General features: G+C 61.3%; 20 protein-coding genes. 8 read left to right on the top strand and 12 right to left on the bottom strand.

Translation table 11 applies throughout. The annotated features are described in order from the left end of the window. Positions 1 to 36: 36 nt before the first annotated feature. The 6 genes from NT26_RS03380 to NT26_RS03355 form a co-directional block, all read right to left on the bottom strand. Positions 37 to 870, bottom strand: a complete 834-nt coding sequence (locus NT26_RS03380; RefSeq protein WP_052637365.1) for a sulfite exporter TauE/SafE family protein — start codon at positions 868 to 870, stop codon at positions 37 to 39. A 100-nt stretch (positions 871 to 970) separates the two neighbouring features. Further along, positions 971 to 1,678, bottom strand: a complete 708-nt coding sequence (locus NT26_RS03375) for a fumarylacetoacetate hydrolase family protein (RefSeq protein ID WP_052637364.1) — start codon at positions 1,676 to 1,678, stop codon at positions 971 to 973. Next, the gene (locus NT26_RS03370; protein WP_052637363.1) at positions 1,678 to 2,430 is read right to left on the bottom strand and encodes an ABC transporter permease; all 753 of its coding nucleotides are present in this window, start codon (positions 2,428 to 2,430) and stop codon (positions 1,678 to 1,680) included. Before NT26_RS03370 ends, NT26_RS03375 begins: the two co-directional genes overlap by 1 nt. Positions 2,431 to 2,436: 6 nt before the next feature. Continuing rightward, positions 2,437 to 3,243, bottom strand: coding sequence for an ABC transporter ATP-binding protein (locus NT26_RS03365; protein WP_052637362.1), 807 nt, complete (start codon positions 3,241 to 3,243; stop codon positions 2,437 to 2,439). Position 3,244: 1 nt separating this feature from the next. After that, positions 3,245 to 4,012, bottom strand: a complete 768-nt coding sequence (locus tag NT26_RS03360; protein ID WP_425287746.1) for an ABC transporter permease — start codon at positions 4,010 to 4,012, stop codon at positions 3,245 to 3,247. Positions 4,013 to 4,091: 79 nt separating this feature from the next. Then, a complete protein-coding gene (locus NT26_RS03355) occupies positions 4,092 to 5,081 on the bottom strand; it encodes an ABC transporter substrate-binding protein (protein WP_052637361.1) in 990 nt (329 codons plus the stop codon). Between the two features lie 267 nt (positions 5,082 to 5,348). Here NT26_RS03355 and NT26_RS03350 point away from each other — a divergent pair, with 267 nt between their 5' ends. The 4 genes from NT26_RS03350 to NT26_RS03335 all read left to right on the top strand — a co-directional run bounded on the left by NT26_RS03350 (position 5,349) and on the right by NT26_RS03335 (position 10,066). Next, the gene (locus tag NT26_RS03350; protein ID WP_052637360.1) at positions 5,349 to 6,023 is read left to right on the top strand and encodes a FadR/GntR family transcriptional regulator; all 675 of its coding nucleotides are present in this window, start codon (positions 5,349 to 5,351) and stop codon (positions 6,021 to 6,023) included. A 40-nt stretch (positions 6,024 to 6,063) separates the two neighbouring features. Next, positions 6,064 to 7,287, top strand: a complete 1,224-nt coding sequence (locus tag NT26_RS03345; RefSeq protein WP_052637359.1) for an NADP-dependent isocitrate dehydrogenase — start codon at positions 6,064 to 6,066, stop codon at positions 7,285 to 7,287. A 596-nt stretch (positions 7,288 to 7,883) separates the two neighbouring features. Further along, the gene (locus tag NT26_RS03340; protein ID WP_052637358.1) at positions 7,884 to 8,987 is read left to right on the top strand and encodes a 4-oxalomesaconate tautomerase; all 1,104 of its coding nucleotides are present in this window, start codon (positions 7,884 to 7,886) and stop codon (positions 8,985 to 8,987) included. Next, complete coding sequence (locus NT26_RS03335; RefSeq protein ID WP_052637357.1) at positions 8,984 to 10,066, top strand: isocitrate/isopropylmalate dehydrogenase family protein; 1,083 nt, start codon at positions 8,984 to 8,986, stop codon at positions 10,064 to 10,066. Before NT26_RS03340 ends, NT26_RS03335 begins: the two co-directional genes overlap by 4 nt. Before the next feature lie 116 nt (positions 10,067 to 10,182). Here NT26_RS03335 and NT26_RS03330 read toward each other — a convergent pair whose 3' ends face one another. Continuing rightward, a complete protein-coding gene (locus NT26_RS03330) occupies positions 10,183 to 11,094 on the bottom strand; it encodes a LysR family transcriptional regulator (protein ID WP_052637356.1) in 912 nt (303 codons plus the stop codon). Positions 11,095 to 11,526: 432 nt separating this feature from the next. Here NT26_RS03330 and NT26_RS03320 point away from each other — a divergent pair, with 432 nt between their 5' ends. Beyond that, positions 11,527 to 12,186, top strand: a complete 660-nt coding sequence (locus NT26_RS03320; RefSeq protein ID WP_052637354.1) for a GntR family transcriptional regulator — start codon at positions 11,527 to 11,529, stop codon at positions 12,184 to 12,186. A 33-nt stretch (positions 12,187 to 12,219) separates the two neighbouring features. Here the strand turns inward: NT26_RS03320 and NT26_RS03315 are convergent, their stop codons facing one another. Next, positions 12,220 to 13,614, bottom strand: a complete 1,395-nt coding sequence (locus NT26_RS03315) for a CoA transferase (protein WP_052637353.1) — start codon at positions 13,612 to 13,614, stop codon at positions 12,220 to 12,222. Between the two features lie 205 nt (positions 13,615 to 13,819). On the opposite strand from NT26_RS03315, the gene tcuA reads away from it, so the two are divergent. Continuing rightward, complete coding sequence (gene tcuA, locus NT26_RS03310) at positions 13,820 to 15,244, top strand: FAD-dependent tricarballylate dehydrogenase TcuA (RefSeq protein ID WP_052637352.1); 1,425 nt, start codon at positions 13,820 to 13,822, stop codon at positions 15,242 to 15,244. Further along, a complete protein-coding gene (gene tcuB / locus NT26_RS03305) occupies positions 15,241 to 16,377 on the top strand; it encodes a tricarballylate utilization 4Fe-4S protein TcuB (protein WP_052637351.1) in 1,137 nt (378 codons plus the stop codon). Before tcuA ends, tcuB begins: the two co-directional genes overlap by 4 nt. Positions 16,378 to 16,392: 15 nt before the next feature. Here tcuB and NT26_RS03300 read toward each other — a convergent pair whose 3' ends face one another. After that, positions 16,393 to 17,148 (bottom strand): sulfite exporter TauE/SafE family protein, encoded by a 756-nt coding sequence (locus tag NT26_RS03300; RefSeq protein WP_052637350.1) that lies wholly within the window; start codon positions 17,146 to 17,148, stop codon positions 16,393 to 16,395. 83 nt (positions 17,149 to 17,231) lie between these two features. Between NT26_RS03300 and NT26_RS03295 the strand changes: the two genes are divergently transcribed. Continuing rightward, complete coding sequence (locus NT26_RS03295; protein WP_052637349.1) at positions 17,232 to 18,122, top strand: LysR family transcriptional regulator; 891 nt, start codon at positions 17,232 to 17,234, stop codon at positions 18,120 to 18,122. Positions 18,123 to 18,197: 75 nt separating this feature from the next. On the opposite strand, the gene NT26_RS03290 is transcribed toward NT26_RS03295, so the two are convergent. The 3 genes from NT26_RS03290 to NT26_RS03280 form a co-directional block, all read right to left on the bottom strand. Next, positions 18,198 to 19,856, bottom strand: a complete 1,659-nt coding sequence (locus NT26_RS03290; protein WP_152338565.1) for a thiamine pyrophosphate-binding protein — start codon at positions 19,854 to 19,856, stop codon at positions 18,198 to 18,200. Between the two features lie 88 nt (positions 19,857 to 19,944). Then, entirely contained in the window at positions 19,945 to 21,960 is a 2,016-nt protein-coding gene (locus NT26_RS03285; RefSeq protein ID WP_052637348.1) for a tripartite tricarboxylate transporter permease, read from the bottom strand. A 77-nt stretch (positions 21,961 to 22,037) separates the two neighbouring features. Further along, entirely contained in the window at positions 22,038 to 23,135 is a 1,098-nt protein-coding gene (locus tag NT26_RS03280) for a type 2 periplasmic-binding domain-containing protein (protein ID WP_197570694.1), read from the bottom strand. Positions 23,136 to 23,552: the final 417 nt, after the last annotated feature.

Genomic DNA, 23,552 nt, shown 5'->3' with positions numbered 1-23,552 from the left:
GCATGAATCCGCATGTCCGATTCCAAGTCCGAACCGCTAGAAGAACATGCGGTAGCTATCGAACAGCATCTTGCTGGACGTGATCGTGAGGAAGACACCGAAGAGGATGCGCAAAGTGCGCGGCTCGATCGAATGTGCGGTGCGAGCACCCAGTGGAGCGAACCACATGCTGGTGACGACGATGGCGATCATCCCTCCCAGATTCACATAACCCAGCGAGAATGCGGGCAGGCCGGCCCTACCCCAACCATTGATGATGTAGCCCACCGTCCCGGGGACCGCGATGATCAGTCCAATCACCGATGCCGTGCCGACGGCCCGTCTGACGGGGTAGCTGAAGATGCTCAGGGTGGGAACCGTCAAGGTGCCGCCGCCGATACCCATGAGCGTCGAGATGGTTCCTATGGCTGTCGCCATACCCGCTTGTCCCGCACGCCCCGGTAGCCCCTTGACCGGGTGCCAGCCTTCACGGGTGAACAGCATGTAGAGCGCCACCAATGCTGCAACGACCCCGAAGACGGCAGTCAGCAGCGACCCAGAGGCATAACCCGCAACGACAACGCCACAAAGGACGCCAAGGCCAACGAATGGACCCCATAGTTTCAGAAGCTCCGTGTCGACCGCCCCTTTCGCCTTGTGGGCGCGGATGGACTGAACCGATGTGGGAATGATTGTTGCCAGCGATGTCCCAACCGCTATGTGCGCGCGCAGGGCCACGTCGACATCGAATGCCGCAAGCACATGGTAGAGGACCGGCACGACGACAATCCCACCGCCGACCCCCAGGAGGCCGGCCAGAAAACCGGACACGCATCCCACCAAACCGAGGACGAGGGCAAACGAAGTCAGCAGCATGATCGATGCGGGCATGGCGAGTCCGGAAAAAGGGGTGATGGAGGTGCCCGAATGGGCTCTTTGATGGACAGGGTGTGCGAAGCGCACCCTGTCCATCGGATGTGCGCCCGCGCGGTCAGCTGACCCGGAAGCGGATCTCGCCCACGCCGGCCACGTAGCCGACCATTTCGTCGCCCTTGACGACCGCGCCAACGCCGGCTGGAGTTCCCGCAAAGATCAGGTCGCCTGCCTTCAGTTCGAACAGGCGCGACAGGTAGGCAATCATCTCAGGCACCTTCCAGATCATCTGGTTGAGGTCGCCCTTCTGGCGCATCTCGCCATTCACCTTCAGCCAGACCTCCCCTTCCGTCGGATGCCCGACCTCGCTGACAGGATGCAGGGGGCCGCAGGGTGCCGATGCCTCGAACGCCTTGCCGGTTTCCCACGGGCGTCCAAGCTTCTTGGCCTCTCCCTGCAGATCGCGGCGCGTCATGTCGAGGCCTACCGCATAGCCATAGACATGGTCGAGGGCGTCCTCGACGGGAATGTTTATGCCGCCCTTCTGCAGTGCCACGACCAGTTCGATCTCGTGGTGGACGTCGCTGGTTTCCGTCGGGTAGGGAAAGTCCTGGCCGAGCGGCACGATGGTGTCCGGGTTCTTCTGGAAGAAGAAGGGCGGCTCCTTGTTGGGGTCATGTCCCATTTCGATGGCGTGGTCGGCGAAGTTGCGCCCAACGCAGTAGATGCGGTGGATGGGGAAGAGCGCATCGCTCCCCGCGACCGCCAGCGTCGGTACCGGCGCCGGCTTGATGACGTAGTTCTTCAGTTGAGGCATTTCGTTCATTATCGCGCTCCTGCGTAGTATTCGATACGTTTTTCGAAGTATTCGACCCCGGCGGACAGCAGCATGGCCGCCGCGAAGAGAAGCATGGTGAGAGCCCAGAACCGTTCCATGTCAAAGCTTCTCGAATAGAGCTCGAAAAGCTCTCCATAGCCGATGATGGAGACCAGGATCTGGCCGATGACCACCCCCTTGACCCCGCGGATGAGGCCAATCCGGATGCCGGCCAGTATTTCCGGCAGCGCCGAGAGAAGGATGATCTTGGTGAAGATCGTCCATCGGGATGCGCCGTAGCTGCGCCCCATCTCGACGAGCGATGTCGGGACCTGCATGACGCCGGCTCGGGCATCCAGAACGATGATCCAGACGGCGAACAGGAAGACGGTAACGACGACCGTCGTCTCTCCCATTCCGAACAGGATCATCAGGATGGGCACCAGCGCCGACAGCGGAGCACTGACGAACATGTTCACCCACAGGCCGAAGATGTTGTCGACAACCTTGAAGCGTCCCATGAGCACCCCAAGCGGCACGCCAACGACGATGGCAAGGGTCATGCCGTACAGGAAAGAGCGCAGCGTAATCATCGATGCGCTTTGCCAGGAGCCGGTCTGCACGAGTTCGAAGCCCGCGCTGACGATGGAGGTGAACGGTGGGATGAGGAACATGACGTCGAGTTGCCCGACGATCTCCCAGACAAGCAACCAGAACAGCAGAGACGCCATCATGGGAACGCGTGTGCCGAATAGGGTCATGGCGCATCACTCCGCATATTGCCGCAACCCCTGCCAGATCTCCTCGACCACGTCGAGGTAGCTGGCATCGCGGCGAATATCATCCGGGGAAGCACTGCGATCAATCATCGGATCGATGACCTGGGAAACGCGACCCGGTCGAGGAGACAGGAGAACGATCCGGTCAGAGACATAGACTGCCTCTTCGATGGAGTGGGTCACGAAGATGAACGTCTTCTTCTCGAGCTCGACCAGACGCAGCAGATCCTCCTGGAACTTGCGGCGGTTCTGCTCATCGACTGCCGAGAAGGGCTCGTCCAGGAGAAGCACGTCTGCGTTCACCGCAAAGGCTCGCGCAATCCCTACCCGCTGTCGCATGCCGCCGGAGAGCTCGTGCGGATACTTCTGCTCGAAACCGGAAAGCCCCACCTGTTCTATGTAACGTCTTGCCGTCCGGTCTCGCTCCGCTGCCGGCACCCCCTTCAGTTCGAGGCCGAAGCCGACATTGCGAAGTACGGTCGCCCACGGCATCAACGCGAAATCCTGGAAGACGAAGGCCCGTTCCGGGCCGGGGCCTGTCACGGCACGTCCATTCACGCGGATTTCACCGGAGGTGGCGGGAACGAGGCCGGCGATGATCTTGAGCAGTGTTGTCTTTCCGCAACCTGAAGGGCCCAGCAACGTCGTGAGCTTGCCACGCTCGAATTCGAGATTGATGCCACGGAGCGCTTCGACGTCTCCGTAGTTCTTGCAGATCTCGCGGACCTGAACGACCGCATCATTACTGGTGGCGGAGGTCACGCTGCCGCTACGTGCCAAAGCAGGATTGGCCATGTCACTTTCTCCTCTTCTCAGGACGCAGCAGGTGGATTTCCACGTATTGCAGGCCCGCAAGCGTCAATGTCGAGACAGCAATGATCGAAGCAACTGCCGCATACATGTGGGCATAGTTGGCCACCGAACGGTGATAGGTGATGAGGTCGCCGATACCCGTTGGCGTGATCAGCAGCTCTGCCAGCATCACCCCGATGAAGCCTGCGGCAATGCCGAGGCGAAGGCCAGCAAACAGAACCGGAGATGCGTCGGGAATGATGATCTTGAAGATCTGCTGCATGCGCGAGCCCTGGAAGGAGCGGCACATGTCCACCAGCGAGGGATTGACGTGCCGCACGGCCTTGTAGGAGTTCAGCACGATGACCGGTAGCGCCAGCATGATGACCGCCAGCGTCTTCGCCGTCAGGCCGATCCCGTAGACGAAGGTGACAAGCGGAACGAGCGCGGCCATCGGGGCCGCCTGGAGCACGATGAACACAGGCGCCAGCAGCCACTCCGCCTTGTCGGAAAGGCCCATTGCGACGCCGAGACCAATCCCGACGGCCGCCGAAATCACGACACCGAGGACCAGCGGCTGGAGTGTCAGGAAGTAGGCCCGGTGCATGCTGCCGTCCGCAACCATCTCGCCGAAGGCAGAAAGGGTTTCCAGAAAGGTCGGAAATGCGAAGCTGATCGGGATCCGTCCCGCGACTTCCCAGGAAGCGAAGAGTACAGCGAGCGATACGACAATCCAGAACGAACGCCGCTCGTCAGCGAATGTCCGGATCATCTCGGCGGTAGTGGGTGGAGCCTCTTGCGAGGCTCCGATCCCGTTGTCGATTTTTGCTGGCGAAATTGACATCTGCATCTTACTTTGTACCGACCCTCGAGAGCACATTGTTGAGAGCGGTAAGATCCCAGAAGTCTTCAACCTTCAGGTCCTTCGCCTCTCCTTCAAGCGCCCCGGAGATCGTGTAGAAATCGAAATCATCGCGCGCAGCATCTTCCCCACCTCCATTGAGCGGCATGTTCGGCGCGGCCTCCGTGAAATATGGCTCGATATCGGCCACCATTTCCGGTGTAGCGTCGGGAAGCAGATTGTACTTTTCCTTCAGCGCCGCGACCGACTTCGGATCCGCGGCGACTTCCCGCCATGTCGTCAGGATCGCCTCGATCAGGATCTCCACGTCCTTGGTATTGGCGGTAAGATAGTCCGTGTTTGCAAAGAGCGCCTCATCCGTTGCGGCGACCTCGCCGAGCGGCAGGAACGCGAACTTGCCGGGCGCCTTGTCCTCCAGAACGCGCTTTCCGGACGAATCCACGATCGTCGCCTTCACATTACCCTGCAGCAGTGCACCCGTGCGCACTTCAGCGCCTGGAACGTAAGCGATGCTGGAATACTTGATGCCGTTTTTCTCGGCCATCAACTGCATGATCGCCTCGGTGCCGGATCCGCGTGAATGGACCGCGACCTCCTGGCCGTCGAGATCCTTCCATTCCTTGTAGAACTCGGTGTTGACCACCGGATAGAACTGTAGCTTGCTCAACTGCATGAAAATGCGGATCGGCGCCTTCACCTTCTGAAGCAGGGCATATGGCGCTCCCACGCCAATATCGGCCTGGCCGCTGACGACTGCCTGTGCTGCGATATCCTCGCTCTTCAGATAAGTGATCTGGACATCGACGCCCTTTTCCTTGGCGCGCTCGAAGGCCGCAAGGAGATGAAGCGATTCCACCGTCGCGATGTCGCCGAAGGCGACGCGCATGGGATCTGCCCAGGCGAAGCCTGGCACGGCAACAGCAAAGCAGAGGGCGGCGGCAGACACCGACGCCCGGATCTTCTTGGCAAACATATTCATTTCGTTCCTCCCTTTATTGGGCCCTCCCCAGAACCCAATTGCAAACCAATCATCTATTAACGCGGACTTATGTCAACCAATTTCTTCGCCGAAGCCTTTACAGGGTGGAGTGAGAAACAGGCGAAACCCAACAATTCTCATATAAAAACCGTTATTTCCCAGCATTTTAGATGACTTCAACACCTGTCTGAGCAAGAACTCTTCTGCGTATTGACACCGCAGCACATGCCGGCTATCCATCAACCAATTCGGATATTGGTTTCGAAAATGGATCAAAACTTGGAAATGGATGTGCTGGCGAAGCTCAAGGGCTTCCTTGCCACCGCAGAGCTACCGGACGATGGGCGCCTCCCGCCTGAGCGGGAGCTGGCTCAATCGCTGGATGTCGGCCGCGCCGTACTGCGCAAGGCGCTCGCGACCTTGCAGGCGGAAGGCACGGTCTGGCGACATGTCGGCAAGGGTACCTTCGTTGGTGACCGCCCTATCGATACGGTTGCCGACATCAACGCCATGGTCCAGCGCACAAATCCGCTTGAGGTCATGGGAGCACGAATCGCATTCGAACCTGAGGTAACGCGCTGTGCTGCCCTCAATGCAACGGGCGCTCAGATTGCCGAGATTCGCAACTGCATGATCAAGGCACAGCAGGCGCCGACATGGCGGCAATACGAGCAGTGGGACAACCGCCTGCACCGTACGATTGGCGAGGCCTCTCAGAACTCACTGCTGCTGGGGCTCCTCGACACGCTGAACGCCGTGCGTCGGGCCGTCACCTGGGGCAGGTTGCGTCAGACCCCCGTTCGCCCGCCCGCGGACCATCACAGCTTTGCCGAACACGAACAGATTGTCGAAGCGATCGCGGATCGCGACGGCGCAGCTGCAGCCGACGCCATGCGGCGTCATCTTCGCAGCGTCGAAAGCCACATGCGCGACATGCGCTGAACACGTGGCGGCGGAGGGCCGTCACCATTGGGAGGACTACATGCATAAGATCAAGGTCGCCAATCCGGTCGTCGAACTCGACGGCGACGAGATGACCCGCATCATCTGGCAGTTCATCAAGGACAAGCTGATCTACCCCTATCTGGACATCGATCTTAAGTACTATGATCTGAGCATCCAGAAGCGAGATGAGACGGACGACCAGATCACGATTGACGCTGCCCATGCGATCAAGAAGCATGGCGTTGGCATCAAGTGCGCGACCATCACGGCCGACGAAGGCCGCGTCGAGGAGTTTGGGCTGAAGAAGATGTGGAAGAGCCCGAACGGCACGATCCGCAATATCCTCGGCGGCGTCATCTTCCGCGAGCCGATCATCATGAAGAACGTGCCGCGCCTTGTGCCCGGCTGGACGCAGCCGATCATCGTCGGCCGCCACGCCTTCGGCGACCAGTACCGCGCCACCGACTTCAAGTTCCCCGGCAAGGGCAAGCTGACGATCAAGTTCGTCGGCGAGGACGGCCAGACGATCGAGCATGACGTCTTCGACGCCCCGTCTTCCGGCGTCGCCATGGCGATGTACAACCTCGACGATTCGATCCGTGACTTTGCCCGCGCTTCGCTGAACTACGCCCTGATGCGCGGCGTCCCCTGCTACCTGTCGACGAAGAACACCATCCTGAAAGCCTATGACGGCCGCTTCAAGGACATCTTCCAGGAGATCTACGACGCCGAGTTCAAGGCGCAGTACGAAGCCAAGAAGATCTGGTACGAGCACCGCCTGATCGACGACATGGTCGCGGCCGCCCTGAAGTGGTCCGGCGGCTATGTCTGGGCCTGCAAGAACTACGACGGCGACGTGCAGTCCGACATCGTCGCGCAGGGCTTCGGGTCGCTCGGCCTGATGACCTCCGTCCTGATGACCCCGGATGGCCAGACGGTGGAGGCGGAAGCCGCGCACGGTACCGTCACCCGTCACTACCGCCAGCACCAGAAGGGCCAGGAGACCTCGACCAACTCGATCGCCTCCATCTTCGCATGGACCCGGGGCCTCGCCCACCGCGCCAAGCTGGACGACAATGCCGAACTCGCACGCTTCGCCGCAACGCTCGAGCGCGTCTGCATCGAGACGGTCGAATCCGGCTTCATGACCAAGGACCTGGCACTGCTCATCGGCCCGGACCAGCCGTGGCTCTCGACGACCGCCTTCCTGGAGAAGATCAACGATAACCTCCGCGCGACCTTCCTTGAGGCTGCCGCGTAGCCTTGTCCGGCGTCGGCAGAGAGCTGAACAGCCCTGCCAGAAACGGCCTGATCCGTGCTGTTACCCGTGTCAGTCGCGGAAAACAGCACGGTGAGCTTTGTGGCAATGGGACGCACAGAGATAACCTGCATTCGCCAACCGGGACGGCCGTAACATTCAGTCGTCGGGCGAATTCTCTGCTTTGGTCTCTGAGTTTCGCGTGCTTGATTTAATAGATATGAAAACCGACGGCCCTGTAATGCAACGTCAGGAAATGTCGGAGCAGCTGCACGCCAAGGCCAGCGAAGATTGACGAAAATGCGTCGCCCCCAAGTAGCGGAATCTGCCTTACCTTCCTTTATGATGGCATTCGCCTGCTCAGTGTCGGTATCATGCCAGGCAAAGCTGGCCACACCGACGTCCCTTTTTACCGCCTCGACGATCGGCACCTGACAGCCAGCGCCGATGCGTTGGGATTAACGCCCCCAAATGAACATGCCACAACACCACTAGATGATCGCGCCGCGGGTAAACTTGGGCGCCCCCGCTCTCACGACTAGATTTCCGCCCTCGCATATTGTATACAAATGCACTCAATCGCATGTAAAGGAGCAGCGATGCCCAGACAGGTCTCGATCCCCTGCACGCTGATGCGCGGCGGCACCTCCAAGGGACCCTATTTTCGGATGGACGATATCCCGCAGAACGCCGAAGTTCGGGCGCAGGTTCTGCTCGCCGCCATGGGATCACCCGATGCCCGACAGATCGACGGTCTGGGCGGTTCCGATACTTTGACCAGCAAGGTTGCACTGGTGGGGCCATCGAGTCGCGAGGGTGTCGACGTCGACTATCTCTTTGCCCAGGTCTCGGTGGATCAGGCGATCGTGGACACATCCCCGTCATGTGGCAACATGCTCGCCGGCGTAGGTCCGTTCGCGATCGAAACTGGGATGGTGCCCATCCAGGGCGACAAGACCAGTGTCGTCATCTACGACGTCAATACCCAGAGCCGCATCGAGGCGATCGTCGATACGTCGGACGGTGCGGTCAACTATGAGGGGGCGACAGCGATCGACGGGGTCCCCGGGACGGCTGCCGAGATAAGGCTCAACTTCATGGATATCGTCGGCTCAAAAACCGGAGCCCTATTCCCGACAGGGCTGCCCGTGGAGGAGATCGAAGGCGTGCGTGTGACGTTGATCGACGTCGCCGTGCCGATGATGATCTTCCGCGCGATGGATCTCGGCAAGACCGGCTACGAATCCTCGGCCGAACTCGATGCCGATCGCGCCTTCTTCGCACGTATGGAGGCGATGCGCCTCGATGCGGGTCGCCGGATGGGGCTCGGTGACGTCACCGGACGCGTCGTGCCCAAGATGGCCATGCTCGCCGCCCCGCGAAACGGAGGCAGTGTTGCCGCACGCTACTTCGTACCGCACAAGACGCATGCGGCCTTTGCGGTGACTGGCGCGCTCTGCGTTTCCTCCTGCGTGATGGCCCCGGGCACGGTCGCTGAAGGTATCGCAAAACGGCCGGACGGAGATGATTGTACCGTCTGGATCGAGCACCCCTCGGGCCTCATCGACGTGGCGATGACGACGCGGGTCAATGGAAACGGCATAGACATCATCAGCGGCGGCGTCATACGAACAGCTCGAAAGCTGATGGAGGGACATGTTTTCGTCCCCTCCTGGATACTCGAGACGAGAACCGCTGCATGAAGCTGCTTGTTCTTCCGGGCGACGGGATTGGCCCGGAAATCGTCAATGCGACGCTTGCGGTGCTCGATGCCGTCGACCGGCAATTCGCGCTCGGCCTCGACTATCTCACCCGTGACATCGGCTTCGCCGCTCTTGGCAAGTTCGGAACCACGCTTCCTGACGGCATCATGGATCTGGCTAAAAGCGTGGATGGAACGCTGCTTGGGCCAATCTCGCACCTGGATTATCCGCCGCGCGAGAAGGGCGGCATCAATGTCTCCGCGGCATTCCGCACCAGGCTTGATCTCTTCGCCAACATTCGTCCCGCCCGCACGCGCCAAGGCGTCTTCCACCGGGGCACCCAGATGGACCTCGTCATCATGCGCGAGAATACGGAAGGCATGTACCCGGATCGCAACATGTATGCCGGGAGTGGCGAATACATGCCGACCGAAGACGTGGCTATTTCGATGCGCAAGGTGACGGCCAAGGCGATCGAGCGGATCGCGCGCGCCTCCTTCGACCTGGCACGGACGCGCCGCAAGAAGGTCACCGCCGTCCACAAGGCAAATGCATTCGTCTTGACGGACGGGTTGTTCCTGCGGGAGGTGCGAAAGGTCGCGGCAGCATATCCGGACGTCGAGCTTGAGGAAGTGCTGGTCGATGCAATGGCAGCCCTTCTGGTTCGTGATGCCGGTCGCTACGACGTCATCTGCACGACGAACTTCTACGGCGACACCCTCTCCGATCTCGCGTCGGAGCTCTCGGGCAGCCTGGGTCTAGCTGGCTCGCTCAATGCCGGAGAACATCATGCGGCCGCTCAGGCGCAGCATGGCTCTGCCCCGGATATCGCAGGACAGGACAGGGCCAACCCGGTCTCGATGATCCTGTCCGCTGCAATGCTTCTGCAGTGGCATGGCAAGAGGAGCGGCGAACTGCGCTACATCGATGCCGCCACGAGCATCGAGGAAACGGTCGATCATCTGATTGCGGATCCCGCCACGCGTACCACGGATCTCGGAGGGCAACTGGGCACGCGCGCCTTTACCCAAGCATTGGTACAAGCGCTGGAGAGCGACCGTGTGGCCATCCGCGCTTGAAAACGCCCGTCGATAGTTTCGGTCCAGCATGTTCGTCCAGCGCCCCTCTGGCGCCCATGGCGACGTCAGCAGTTCCATGAGAAATAATGTCTAGGACGCGAGCAACCTAGGTGGAGCTAGCCGGTGTTCCTGTACGTCCCGGCCGCAAGCGTCAGGAACGCTTTGATCGGCTGGGAAAGCGGGCTTGCCGGTCGTCTCACATGGACGAGTTTCCGGCGCGCCCAGTCATCTGAGAGCCGGGCGCTGATGACGTCGGTTCCGGCCAGGAGATGCAGGCTTGTCGAGCGCATGAAACCGATGCCGAATCCCGCCTCGACCATTCTCACCAGCGACGGAAAAGTCTCAACCTTGACGCGCTCCCCAAGGATGCGTCCGGTGGCGGCGGCAGCCGCGCTGAGCAGCCGGTCCATCGCGCCCGAATGGTGGACGCCTACGACTTCGTGCTCGGCAACCTCGTCGAAGGAAATTAGGCGACCTGATCCCAGTCGAGCCGCCAGCGGATGATCAGGCGAACAGAGAACGAGCACGTCATCGTCCTCGAAAGCGCCGGTTTCGAAACGGGTGAGCTCGTTGTTGTCAGCAACGAACGCGATGTCGGCCTGGCCATCGTCGATTGCCGCAAGGGCGTTTGGTGCAGACATTTCCTGGATGTCGAGGCGGACGCCGGGATGGGCCGCCGCATAGCGTGCCAGCAGTTCCGGAAGCCGCCCGGACAGCGACGAGCTGGTGCAGGCGAGGCGAAGCCACCCATGTTCTGCCGTTCCAAAATCCGACATCTGGGTGTTGAGGTCTTCGATCCTGCGCAGGACATCGCGACAACCGGCCACGTAGACTTCGCCCGCCGGTGTCAGTCGAGCCCCCTGAAGCGATCGATCGAAGAGTGCGACACCGAGGCGGGCCTCGATATCGCTCAGCCGTCGGCTGACGGCCGATGAGGCGATGTTTTCACGCTCCGCTGCCCGCCCGATGGAGCCGTGCTGCGCTATGGCGACGATGAGACGTGCCGTTACCGGATCGAACGGCAGCATGCCGAACCTCCTCCGCGGCCGGGTGGTATTCGTCCTCCAGCCCCAGATCGCGCCGGATGCGCAGCAGGGTCGCTTCGTCCATCACGCGCGACTGATAGCTGTTGAACCGCTGCACGAAGGATACATAGCGCTCGAGGGTTTTGAAGGGAGCGGTAAGAAAGGAGAGGATCATAATGGCTACTGCCGGAAAGTGGTCTTGGGATGTTCATCCTGTACCGGGTTCCCCCTGTCTTCGGTAGCGTCGATTGGCGACGCCACCCTCGCAATTCGGCAATGACGGCATCGACTTCCATTTAGTGTTCGCTGGTCAGAATAGAGCCGACTGTGCTGCACGCAAGTAGACGTCTGCGGGATACCCCCCCGCCGGCGATCATCGTGGACAACCGTCCGATCATTCTGTAGCCGAATAGGGTATCGGAGAAAGAGGCAACGATGAGCGAACCCAAGGAACTGTCCTCAAGGACGCGCGGACAGAGTACGTACCAGGCGATCCTGGCGGCAATTCGCGACGGAATTTACCATCCGGGCGCCCCCCTCCGGGAGGAGGAAGTCGCCATGAGACTCGGCGTCAGCCGGACGCCTGTCCGCGAAGCCCTCGGACGACTTCAGGAAAAGGGCCTGCTCGAGGCAGCCCCCAGCCGAGGCGTGGCGGTTGCGGTTCTTTCCATGCAACAGATCTTCGAGCTCTATGCCATGCGCGAAGAACTGGAAGGGATCGTGGCACGCTTCGCAGCTTGGCATGCGACCGAAGCCGAGATCGCCAACCTCACGCAGATCAACGAGAAGTTTGCCGCCGCGACCGATGATCCAAAGCTTGCTGCGCAACTGAACCGTCAGTTCCATGCCAGGATTTATGATGCGGCCCGCAACCGGTATCTGCGCCAGGCGGTCGAAGACCTTCAGGAGACGATTGCGCTGTTGCCGGACACGACGTTCATCAAGGAAGGCAGGACGGCGACGGCAGCCAAGGAGCATGTCGCCATTCTCGATGCAATCCGCAACCGCGATGCGGAAGCCGCCGAACAGGCTGCGGTTCATCACATCAAGGCCGCTCTCGAGGTCCGGCTCGCCATTTCCAATCCGGGTTCTTGACCGGTGACATTCGGGTCCTGAGCCTCAGAGGCTTCACTCCCGGGGCCAGGCCGGTGGGTCGCTTCCCAATGGAACGGGGGGCCGCCTCCAGCGCGTCGCTTCGCCGTCAAAACGGAGCGCAGGTGCAAGGGCAGTGACTTCACCAAACGCCGTATCGTGTCGCCACAGGAGGTCCGAGACTTGGTCGGGACCGGGGTTGGCAGGTGGATAGGGCTCTTCATCGCCGATTTCATCCCTCATCGACCACATCCACTGCGCCGTTGCTGCCAGGGACAGACTGGCATGCCAGCTCCCGCCCTCCTCGTGGCCGCGTATCAGCGCAACCATAGCCGCAAAGGCAGAGAGATAGCCGGTGAGATAGTCGAGCGGCTGACACGGCAGAAGACGCGGCTGGCGGTTCTCCCGATAGGCCATGCCCGTGGTCGCCTGCACCAGGGTGTCATAACCCCGCCTTCCCTGCCACGGGCCCGGTCCACCGAAGGCAGATATCGAAACCGAGATGAGGCCCGGCTTCATCCTCGCGAGTTCATGCGGGCCGAAGCCGCGTAGCTCGAGCGCGCCAGGACGATAGGCGTCCAGGAATACATCGGCGTCCAGTACCAGTGAGCGAAGCAGATCCCGCCCGTGGACCGTATCGAGATCGATGAAGGTCGAGCGCTTGCCAAAGCCTGTATCGATGACGAGCGGGACGATCGACGGCAGGTTCGGGCTGGATACGAGCATGACGGTTGCTCCATGTTCCGCCATTGCCCGCCCTGCCATCGGCCCGGCAATTACCCGCGACAGGTCGAGCATGCGCAGCCCCGCAAGCGGTCCATTGCCACCCGAGGCAAGTTCCCGCTTTTGGACGGACGCGAGCTTTTCAAACCGGATCGGTGGAAGCCGACTGATGGCAGTGCAATGCGGGTCCTCCAGGCACTCCGCGCGGCTGCGCACTCGGGCAGCGCACAGGCCGCGGCGGATCGCTTCGGCCTCGACTTCCTCCGCCTCCCACAACAGCAAGGCCCTCCGGACGTCTGAGGGATCCTCGCCCGCGCCAATCATTTTGATCAGGCCTTCGCGCAGGTGCTGGAAGTTGCCGTGCAGATAGACCCACTGGCCACCGGCAGTCTGGTAGAAGCCGGTGAAAGGCTCCATCTGCTTTGCCGGTTTCCCGTTCAGGAGCAGATAGCTGGAACTTGCCATCGCCAGTTCCGCCGCTCGCGTGTCGACAGTCACCTGCCGCTTCTCACCGGTACGTATCTCGTGGATCCGGGAGGCAGCGATGCCCACAGCACCAAGCACGGCTGCGGCCACCGGTCCGATCGGCCAGGGCGTGGCAAGAACCTTTGGCCTCTCCTCGATCACCAGCCGCTGGAGCAGATCGTCCGACCAGCCGACGAGAGCGAGAAGATGGCGAAGAGGCGCCTGTGCCCTTGTCGAAGTCATCTCCTTACCCCTTCAATTCCGCCGAGGAAGAAACTCGTGGGCGGAGGCTGGCACGAAACCGCCCAGGCGCAAGTGCGGTACCATCTCTACACCGCGAGGCACTGGCGAGAAACCATGTTGAAACGCATCATTCCTACCACGTCATGCCACTTGACTGTATACAAATGTGTGCAGTAATGACGGCTAGAACAGATGGTGGCTTGATATGACGATTAGAGATTATGACGTCCTCATCGCCGGCGGCGGCAATGCAGCACTTTGCGCGGCGATAAGCGCCCGGCGCGGCGGCGCATCCGTGCTGGTCGTGGAGGCGGCACCGCGCTTCTACCGCGGCGGCAATACCCGCCATACGCGCAACATGCGCTGCGCCCACGACAGCGCAACAGAGACACTTTCGGGGCCCTACTACGAGGAAGAGTTCTTCGAGGACCTGTTGCGGGTGACCGGCGGCAAGACGGACGAGAAACTTGCTCGGATGATGATCGCCGAGTCGAAGGACATGCTGAACTGGATCGTCGAGCAGGGCGTGCGTTTCCAGCCGTCCCTTGGGGGGACCTTGAGCCTCGGACGCACCAACTCCTTCTTCCTGGGCGGCGGCCGCGCAATGTTGAACGCCCTGTACCGTACGGCCGAGCAACTGGGTGTCGAGGTACGGTATGACACGGAGGTTGTCGATCTCGACATCGTCGACGGACGCTTCCGCTCCGCAACCGTTCTCCATCGCGGCCAGCGGCAGTCGATCGCCGCCAAGGCATTCGTGGCCGCCTCCGGCGGCTTCGAGGCGAACATCGACTGGCTGAAGGAAGGATGGGGCGAGATTGCCGAGAACTTCCTCATTCGCGGCACGCCTTATAATCGCGGCACGGTCCTCAAGATGCTGATCGAGAGCGGCGCGCAACAGATCGGCGATCCGACCCAGTGTCATGCCGTCGCGATTGATGCCCGTGCTCCGAAATATGACGGCGGCATCATCACCCGCCTCGACTGCGTGGTGTTCGGCATCGTCGTCAACAGAGATGCGCAGCGTTTCTACGATGAGGGAGAGGACGTCTGGCCAAAACGCTATGCGATCTGGGGACGACTTGTCGCCGCGCAGCCCGACCAGATCGCCTACATCATCTTCGACGCCCGCTCGCTTGAGCTCTTCATGCCCTCGCTCTTCCCGCCGGTGAAGGCGATGACCATCCCCGATCTCGCGGGCAAGCTGGGCGTGGATGCGTCCGCGCTTGAAAAGACCGTGTCGGACTTCAACGCTGCAGTGCAGCCCGGAACCTTCGACCACACGAGCCTCGATGACTGCCGGACGGAAGGCCTCTTTCCGCCCAAGACACACTGGGCCCGACGGATCGAGGAGGCACCCTTTTACGCGTATCCCGTGCGGCCCGGCATCACTTTCACCTATCTCGGTGTACGGGTGAACGAGCAATCCCGGATGATGATGGCGGACGGGAGGCCGGCCGCCAACATGTTTGCCGCGGGCGAGATTATGGCCGGCAATGTGCTGGGCCAGGGCTATGCAGCCGGTATCGGCATGACGATCGGCAGCGTGTTTGGCCGCATAGCCGGCCGAGAAGCAGCCGCAGAGGTGCGCGCCAACCTACCTGCGCCCGCCACAATGGAGATCGCATGAACATTCACGCTGCACCCGAGACCCTTCATGCCAGCCCCCTCCTTGCCGAGGCCGACCGGCTGATGACGGTCTGCAATTCCTGCCGGTACTGCGAAGGTCTCTGCGCCGTCTTTCCGGCCATGGAAATGCGCCGTTCCTTTTCCGACGGAGACCTCAACTACCTGGCAAACCTCTGCCACAGTTGCGGTGCCTGCCTGCACGACTGTCAGTTCGCTCCTCCGCATGAATTCGATGTCAACGTGCCGAAGACGCTGGCAAAACTCCGTGGCGACAGCTATCAGGCCTATGCTTGGCCTCGGCCGCTCGCTGGCCTGTTCGAGCGCAACGGGCTGGCGATCAGCATCATCGCAGCCGTCTCGGTAGCACTCTTCATCATCGGCTTTGTTGGCTGGACTGACCCCGAAGTGCTGTTCGGCGTCCATACCGGGCCGGGCGCCTTCTACCGGCTGATGCCGCACAACACGATGGTCCTGATCTTCCTGGGGGCATCGCTTTACGCGCTCTTCGCCATCGCAATGGGAATCCGGCTGTTCTGGCGCGATATCGGCGAGCCCGCCGCGACATTGCGGGAAGGCTCTTCAGTCTGGCAGGCAATGAAGGACGCTTGTACCCTGCGCTATCTCGACGGGGGCGGCGTCGGTTGCGTGAACGAGGATGACAAGCCCACCGATCGGCGCCGGCTTTACCATCACCTGACCTTCTACGGCTTCATGCTCTGCTTTGCCGCTACGTCCGTAGCGACGGTCTACCACTACATCGTTGGCCGGGAGGCTCCCTACTTCTGGTATGACCTGCCGGTCATCCTCGGGACAGTCGGCGGGATCGGCCTCATCATCGGGCCGATCGGACTTCTCAAGGCGAAATGGCAGCGTGATCCCCTTCTGCTTGATCATTCGCGGATGGGGATGGACGTCGCGTTTCTCGCAATGCTGTTCCTGACGAGCGCGACCGGCCTGCTGCTCCTGGTCTTCCGGGCGACACCCGCCATGGGAATGCTGCTTGCGGTGCATCTCGGCGTCGTCTTCAGCCTTTTCATCACCATGCCGTATGGCAAGTTCATGCACGGCATCTACCGATTCCTGGCGCTCGTTCGCTACGCCAAGGAAAAGCGCGAGATGGAGACGGCCGGCTGATGCCGGCCTGCCCGCTCAGAGCATGGAGCTCCCCGACCAGATCAGGCGGAGCGATAGGACGACGAGCGTGATGTCGAGTGCAAGCCGGAACCGCCTGTCCGAGATCCGGTCGAGAATGAGCCTGCCGAGGAAGGTTCCGATGGCACCGCAGATGATCATCGCACCAATGAAGCCAATCCAAGGTGCGAATGCGAAGCCAAGAAAGCTCAGCATGAGCGTCTTGAGGAGATGCTGCACCGACATCATGGCGCCGTGCGTTGCGACGTGGCGATGGCGGTCAAGCGCCAGCGACTTGGTGAACGTCGCAACGAACGGTCCTGTGGCACCGAAGAACATGGTCAGGAAGCTCGAGACGACACCCGTGACCAGCGGAATGCGGCTGAGCCAGCGAGGCGGCTTCATGAAGACCGACCAGAGCACGAACAGCCCGACGCCCATCTGTACGACCGCCGGCGACAGATTGGGCGCCGCCGCTCCGCCGGCGATCACGCCGACCACGGTCCCCGCCATGAACGACCATGTGCTTGCCCAGCTGATATATCGGAACATGAAGACGACGCGACCGATATTGGAGCCGAACTGGATGATGCCATGCACCGGAATGAGCGCCGCCGGCGGGACCAGGATCGCCATGACGGCCAGCAGCAGAACGCCGCCACCGATTCCGAACGCAATGGTTATGAAGGATGCAGCCGTGCTCGCTGCCAACATGACGAGGGCCGCCGTCGGCTCCACGGTGGGCGGCATGAGAAAGTTCAACAGGTGGTTCATCTGCGCCTTTGCAAAGTCGGCGGCAATTGCCGCATCCGATGTCTTATGGGAACGTGGCTCTTCGTCGGCACCGGGGTAGCGGAATGCGAGTAGATTATCTGGGGCTGGAAGCCTTCATCGCGGTGGCCGAACTCGGAAGCTTCTCCAAGGCTGCGGCCAAGCTGAATGTCACCCAGACGGCGCTCAGTCACCGCATCCGGAAGATCGAGGAGGATCTCAATACACGCCTCCTGATCAGGACCTCTCACGACGTCTCTCTGACGAAGGCAGGCCAGGCGCTGCTGCCGGACGTGCGGCGCCATCTGGAGACGCTTTCCGGCCTTTACCAGGGAGTGAGGGAGAGTGGCCGCGAGGCACGCCGGCGCCTGGTCTTCGCCTGCTTGCCGACCATAGCCGGCTATTACCTGCCCGACGTGATGAGAGCCTTCGCAGACCTTCACCGAGGGTTTCAGATCGTGCTTCTCGACCAACCTACCGGTCACGTCATGGATCTGGTGAAGGAGGGCGAGGCCGAGTTCGGGATTACCATCATCAGCGCAACACCGTGGGATATCGAAGCAGAACCTCTGTGCACCGAACCTTACGTGCTGCTGGTCAACAAGGGGCACCGGCTTGCCCGGCAAGACCACGTAACAAGGTCCGATCTCCTGGGAGAGCCTATGGTTCGGATTCGCACCCAGTCGACAAATCGCCAGCTGGTGGAAAACTCGCTGGGCGATGTCGGCAAGCAGATCGACTGGCGCTTCGAGGTACAGAATGCCGCCACGGCCATGGCGCTGGTGGCCTCCGGCGTCGCATTGACGGTGCTGCCCCGCCTCACGATGCATCAGTCGCCGGCGAATATTGTTGGCCTGCCCTTTTCCGATGTGGACCTGACGCGCCGGATCGGCGCGATCACGAGGCGCGGCGTTCCACTTTCGCCACCCGCGGAAGCGTTGCTGGAGATGATCCGCCATCGCCTCGCCAACATTTGACGGCGCCGGACCGCAGATCTTGGGGTCTGCCGCCTGGGTCGCTCGCATACGACCAGCCCGCGTCATTCGGCTCACTCACGTGGACGCTCGTTGAGGATGCGCTCGCCGGATAACCGGTGACAGCACCTTGTCGGAAACGGGAAAATCCCAGATGGCCGCGCCACCGCGCCGGCTGAACTGGGCCACGAGCCGGGGCAGATCGGAAAGATCGCCAATAGTCTCGCCACCGATGCCGAACCCCCTGGCGATTGCTGCAAAGTCAGGCCGGCCAAAGACTGCTCCATCGTCCGGCAGGCCTTCCGATCGCAGTTTGTGGATCTCCGAACCATAGGCGCCGTCATTCATCACGCAGATGAGGATGTTCATCCCGTGACGACGTATGGTCTCGATCTCCTGGATATGCATCAGCAGGCTCCCATCACCGTCGAACAAGACGATCGTTTCGTCCGGGCGCGCGGCCGCCACCCCCATGGCGAAAGCGATCCCGTTGCCGATTGCGCCGAATTCCCGGATAGTCAGGAACCGTTCCTGAGGTCGCGACGGCATGTGTGCGAAGTAGAATGAACAATGGCCGGAGGAATTCACCATCTCCCAATCACGCGGCAGTGCTGCCTCAAGCGCCGCCACGACGTCGCGCGGGTCGAGAAGCCCGGGCTCCGTGGCATAGGGCTCAGGATCGATCGGCGCTTCCCGGATAAGGGTAGTTGTCTCCTCGCTCCTCCACACGAGCTGACGGGGGTTGACGAGTTCCGCTAGCGCTTCCACGGCAAGCCGGGCATCCGCGCGGACATGGCTGTGGGCAGCAATGCGTCCCTGGCTGACCGTCAGAGGCTCCACGTCGATCTGCAGGACATGCGCTTGCCCGAAGAGCCTTCCGCCCTCCGCATTGTGATGGGCCAGGATCGTTCCGACACCGATGACGAGATCCGCCTCACCCAACAACTCCCGCGCGGCCGCGCTGGAAAAACCGCCGACCACCCCGATGGAATAGGGATCATCATGGAACAGGCCTCGTGCCGGAAGCGTAGTAGCGAGCATTGCGTCACACCGTTCTGCCAGTAGACGGCAAGCAGGTCCTGCCCCTGCGGCAACCGCGCCCATGCCCGCCATCACGATGACGCGTTTTGCCCCATTGATACGTGCCGCCGCATCGGCGAGATCGTCCTTATTCGGCGGGATCGGACCAACTTTAGGGACGAGCTCGGTCGAGGGACGGGGTAAAGTCGGTGATTGCTCAATATTGAGGCCCTGGAGATCGAATGGCACGCCAATCACGACGGGCCGGCTTGTGGTCCTCGCCTCAAGAAACGCATCACGTACCGCTTCAGCCATGCGAGGCGGATGATGGAGGGAATGATAGGTTGCGCCGGTCGCACGGATGAACGGCGCCTGGTCAATCGCCTGATTGTACCAGGCCGCCTTCAGAGGCGCTTCTCCGGCAAAAATGACAAGCGGCAGTTGCGCCCGGACGGCCGCTGGCAGCGCCGTGAGAACCTGCGTCAGCCCCGGACCGCAGGTTACCGTTGCCACACCCACGTCTCCGGTTTTCCGTGCATAGGCCATGGCAGCCGCAACCGCGCAATGTTCGTGGCGGACATAGACCATGTCGGTGCCGAGCCCTGAAAGGGCAGTTGCCCAGTTCATGTTGGCATCGCCCAGAAGGGCAAAACAGGTATCGACCCCCTCCTGCCTGAATGCTTCGGCCAGCAAACCATACATCTTGCGCTCAACCACGCAGCAACTCCAATTTTATCGTCAGAAGATCGTTCGCCTGTGAGGGCGGATGAACCGCCCCAGCGCCAGCCGGGGCGTAGGTGCGGATTTACCTCAGCGGCCAGGGCAGGTCGGTGTAAGCCTGCAGGAGGCCGGGCGGGAAATCGCGTCCGAGAACCCCGGCAAAGAGGATGATCGCAGCAACTCCGCCCGCGGTGTAGATCAGCGTCATCGGCAGTCCGAGCCTTGCCCGGGTGCGGAAGAACGCCAGCAGGAAGAGCGTGAGTCCGATCACGAAGCCGAACAACAGAGAGGCTGCGAGAAGCATGGCGAACCAGGCCAGCGTCGACCATAGTCCGACCGGAAGCTTCTCGTCGGGCCCACCGCGTTCGAGATCGACGAAGACGGGATCTGTTTCCGGCGCGCGGCGCATCCGGACCAGCAGGCCCGCACAGGCCGCAAGCGTGACGAGCCCAACCGTGAGTGGGAAGATCTTATCCCCGAGCCGCGATATCATCGCCGCGTCCATGACCGAGACCGCAACATAGGTGGTGATGCAAAGAAGGAAGATCACGGAGGTCCGTTTTCCCCCGCTCGCTTCTGCGTCATGCTCGTTGATGAACTTCGCACTGCGCAGCCCGACGACGATCGACACGATGGTCAGCGCAAGGATCGTCAGCGCCAGCGGCGATGCGATATACTCCATGCCGGCCCAGAAGCCACGGTTGAAGCGTGCTCCCGCGATCTGGTTCGCCATGTTGGCGAATGCCTCTGCCTGGTTCGAGAGAACGAACCCGATCAGGAAGGCTGGCCTCGAATAGTCAAACCGGCGCAAGAGGATACCGAGGAAGCCGATGGCGATCAGGGCGATGAGGTCTCCGATCGACTGCCGCGACTGGAATGCTGCAAACGAGATCAGCATGAACAGGAATGGCGCCAGGATCGCGAAGCGGATCTTCGAAAATTTGGCGATCTGCGCGGACAAGAGGATACAAATCCCAGCCCCGATGACGTTCGCCAGGGCGAGCGACCAGACGATCGTATAGGTCACGTCGAGGTTCTGGCGCACCATGTGCAGGCCCGGCGACAGGTTGAGCAGCGCAAGGCCTCCGAGGAACACCGCCATGGTGCCCGAGCCCGGAATACCGAAGATCAGCGTCGGCACCAGTGCTCCGCCCATGGTGGCATTGGCGGAGGATTCCGGCCCGATCACGCCGCGGATGTCGCCCTTCCCGAAGTTTTCGCGATCCTTCGAAGACTGCACCGTGTAACCATAAGCGATCCAGTCGACCACCGATCCGCCCAGACCGGGGATGATCCCGACGATGACACCGATCATCGCCCCCTTGGTCGACAGCCACTTGTTGCGCCACCAGTCACGGACCCCGTCGAACCAGCCGGCACCAAGCTTATTGCCCTGCGCCACGCTCTGGTCTTCCCTCAGCAGCGAGACGATCTCAGGTACGGCATACATGCCCAGACCCACGATGATGAGTTGCAGACCGTCCACCAGGTAAGGAAAGTCATAGGTCGTCATGCGCAGGCTGCCGCCGGCACCCGCCGCCCCAATCGTTCCAGCGAGGAGCCCAATACCCGCCGCAACGATTCCTTTCAGCGGCACCCTCCCCGCCAGGATTGCGACCATGGACAGGCCGAGCACGGTCAGCATCAGCATTTCCGGAAGGCCGAATGCCAGGATGAGCGGTCGTGCAATGAAGATGAAAAAGGTCAGGATGATCGCACTGATCAGGCCGCCATAGAGCGAGCACATGAAAGCGGCCGAGAGGGCGCGGGCAGCAAGCCCCTTCCTCGCCAAGGGGAAGCCATCGAGCACAGTCGCCTGGGCTGAACTCGATCCGGGGATGCCGAGCAGGACGGAGGAAAACGTGTCGGACGTGGGGATGACTGCGATCAGGCCAACCATCAGCGCCAGTCCGGACACCGTGTCCATGCCGTATATGAAGGGTAGAACGAGGGACAACCCTGCGATCCCCCCCAGGCCTGGCAATATGCCCACCGCGAGACCGAGCAGGACCCCAAGCGTGAGAAACATCAGCTGCTGCGGCTGCAGCAGAAGGACGAAGGCCTCACCGAGGGCCGGCAGGGCCGTAGAGAGAATGTCCATGAAGAAGGCCTTTCAGATGCGAACGACGTGACGAAGCGCCCGGCATGGCCAATGGCCGCGCCGGGCACCCTGCCGGATCATTGCATGGTGATGCCGTAGTCTTCCTTCAGCCAGTCGAGGACGTACTGCTTGGCTTCAGGGGTGACGGTGATGGCCTGTTCATGGGCTGCCATCGCAGCCTTGCCGACGCCTTGCGGATAGACACCGAGTGTCTCTTCCGAGTTCTTGGCAAACTCCGGTTGCGCGATCATGTCCTCGAATGCCTTGGTGTACATGTCCACCACTTCCTGGCTTGCGCCACCCGGCAGGTAGATGAGCTTTTGCGCCGCGAAGCCGGAAACAAAGAAGGCCTTCCAGGCATCCCAGCCGACGCCGGAAGTCTCACACCCTTCGGTTGCCTCACAGACTTCCTTGAAGCTCGGCAGGTCGGGGAATGTGGGATCGCGGACAATGTTGCCATCAGCATCGAGCGCACCGTAGGAGAAGGCTGGGACCGCGAGCTTCTGCTCGACCAGCGGAACCACGCTCTTGAGGTAGGCGGAGGTGGTCTGGTAATCGATATTGGCCTCGCCACGCTCAAACATCAGGCGTCCGTCGCCACGGCCTTCGATCCCGAAGACAGGATCAACCTGCAGTCCGAGAAGCTTGAAGGCGAGCAGCGGCACCAGGTCAAGCGTTGTCGCTCCCTGGGAGCCGTAGAGATAATTCTCATCCTTCAGGTCGTCGAAGTCGCCGTCGAACCGCTCGCCCAGATCCGGCGGCAGATAGACGACGCCGCCGGTACCGGATGAAAGGACGACCTTCCAGTCCTTGTACTCGTAGCGGACCCGGGGATCATCCAGCAGGTAGGGGAATTGCGTACTGCCGGAGGTCCCGAAGATCAGCGTTCCGTCGGCCGTCTTCTGCTCCTGGAACCAGTTCGCACCCTCCGTCGATCCGGCTCCCGGGCGATAGCGCACGACTACCGTCGGATTGCCGGCGAGATGCTTGCTGAGAAGCGGCGCGAAGAAGTTTGCCCATGCTGCTGAGCCGCCCGATTCAGCAAACGGGATGACAAATTCGACGGTCTTGCCCGCCAAATCCTGCGCAGCAGCGGCGCCTGTCCCGACTGAGCCTGCGACCACTCCTGCCAATGCGGCGGCAACGACCGTCCTACGTAGATTGTCTTTTCTCAAGTTTCCCTCCCATCGTTCTATTGCACTCACGACGTGCCTGGACCCTCACCTGACGATGACGGACCCGGTCATGCAGCCTCCTCGCTACAGACCTCAGCAAACGTGGCATGGAAGGCTGAACGAGAGAAATTCTTACATCTCATCCTTCGATGAATCCTATTCACCTGACGCTCTCCCGAACCAGAGGCGCGGTCTACTAGCGATACCTTTCAGGCGCAGTGGTTGATCGCGTCTTTAGGCGTCGCCGCGACCGACTGGCAGGCTAATGTCTCGTCAGGATAACGTTACCCACACTGGGCGGTGCAGGCAGGTGGCGGCTATAGCTGCATCGTATGGCGCCCAAGGAAAACCCTATTAGGAATAAAGCCGGGTACGCGTATGATATGCGCCGCCTGACGCGTGAGTATCGCGCGCCTG

The sequence above is a fragment of the Pseudorhizobium banfieldiae genome (assembly GCF_000967425.1).
Lineage (GTDB): Bacteria > Pseudomonadota > Alphaproteobacteria > Rhizobiales > Rhizobiaceae > Neorhizobium > Neorhizobium banfieldiae.
Note: the sequence above shows the minus strand (reverse complement) of the source record. Positions and strands in the feature narration are given on the sequence as shown.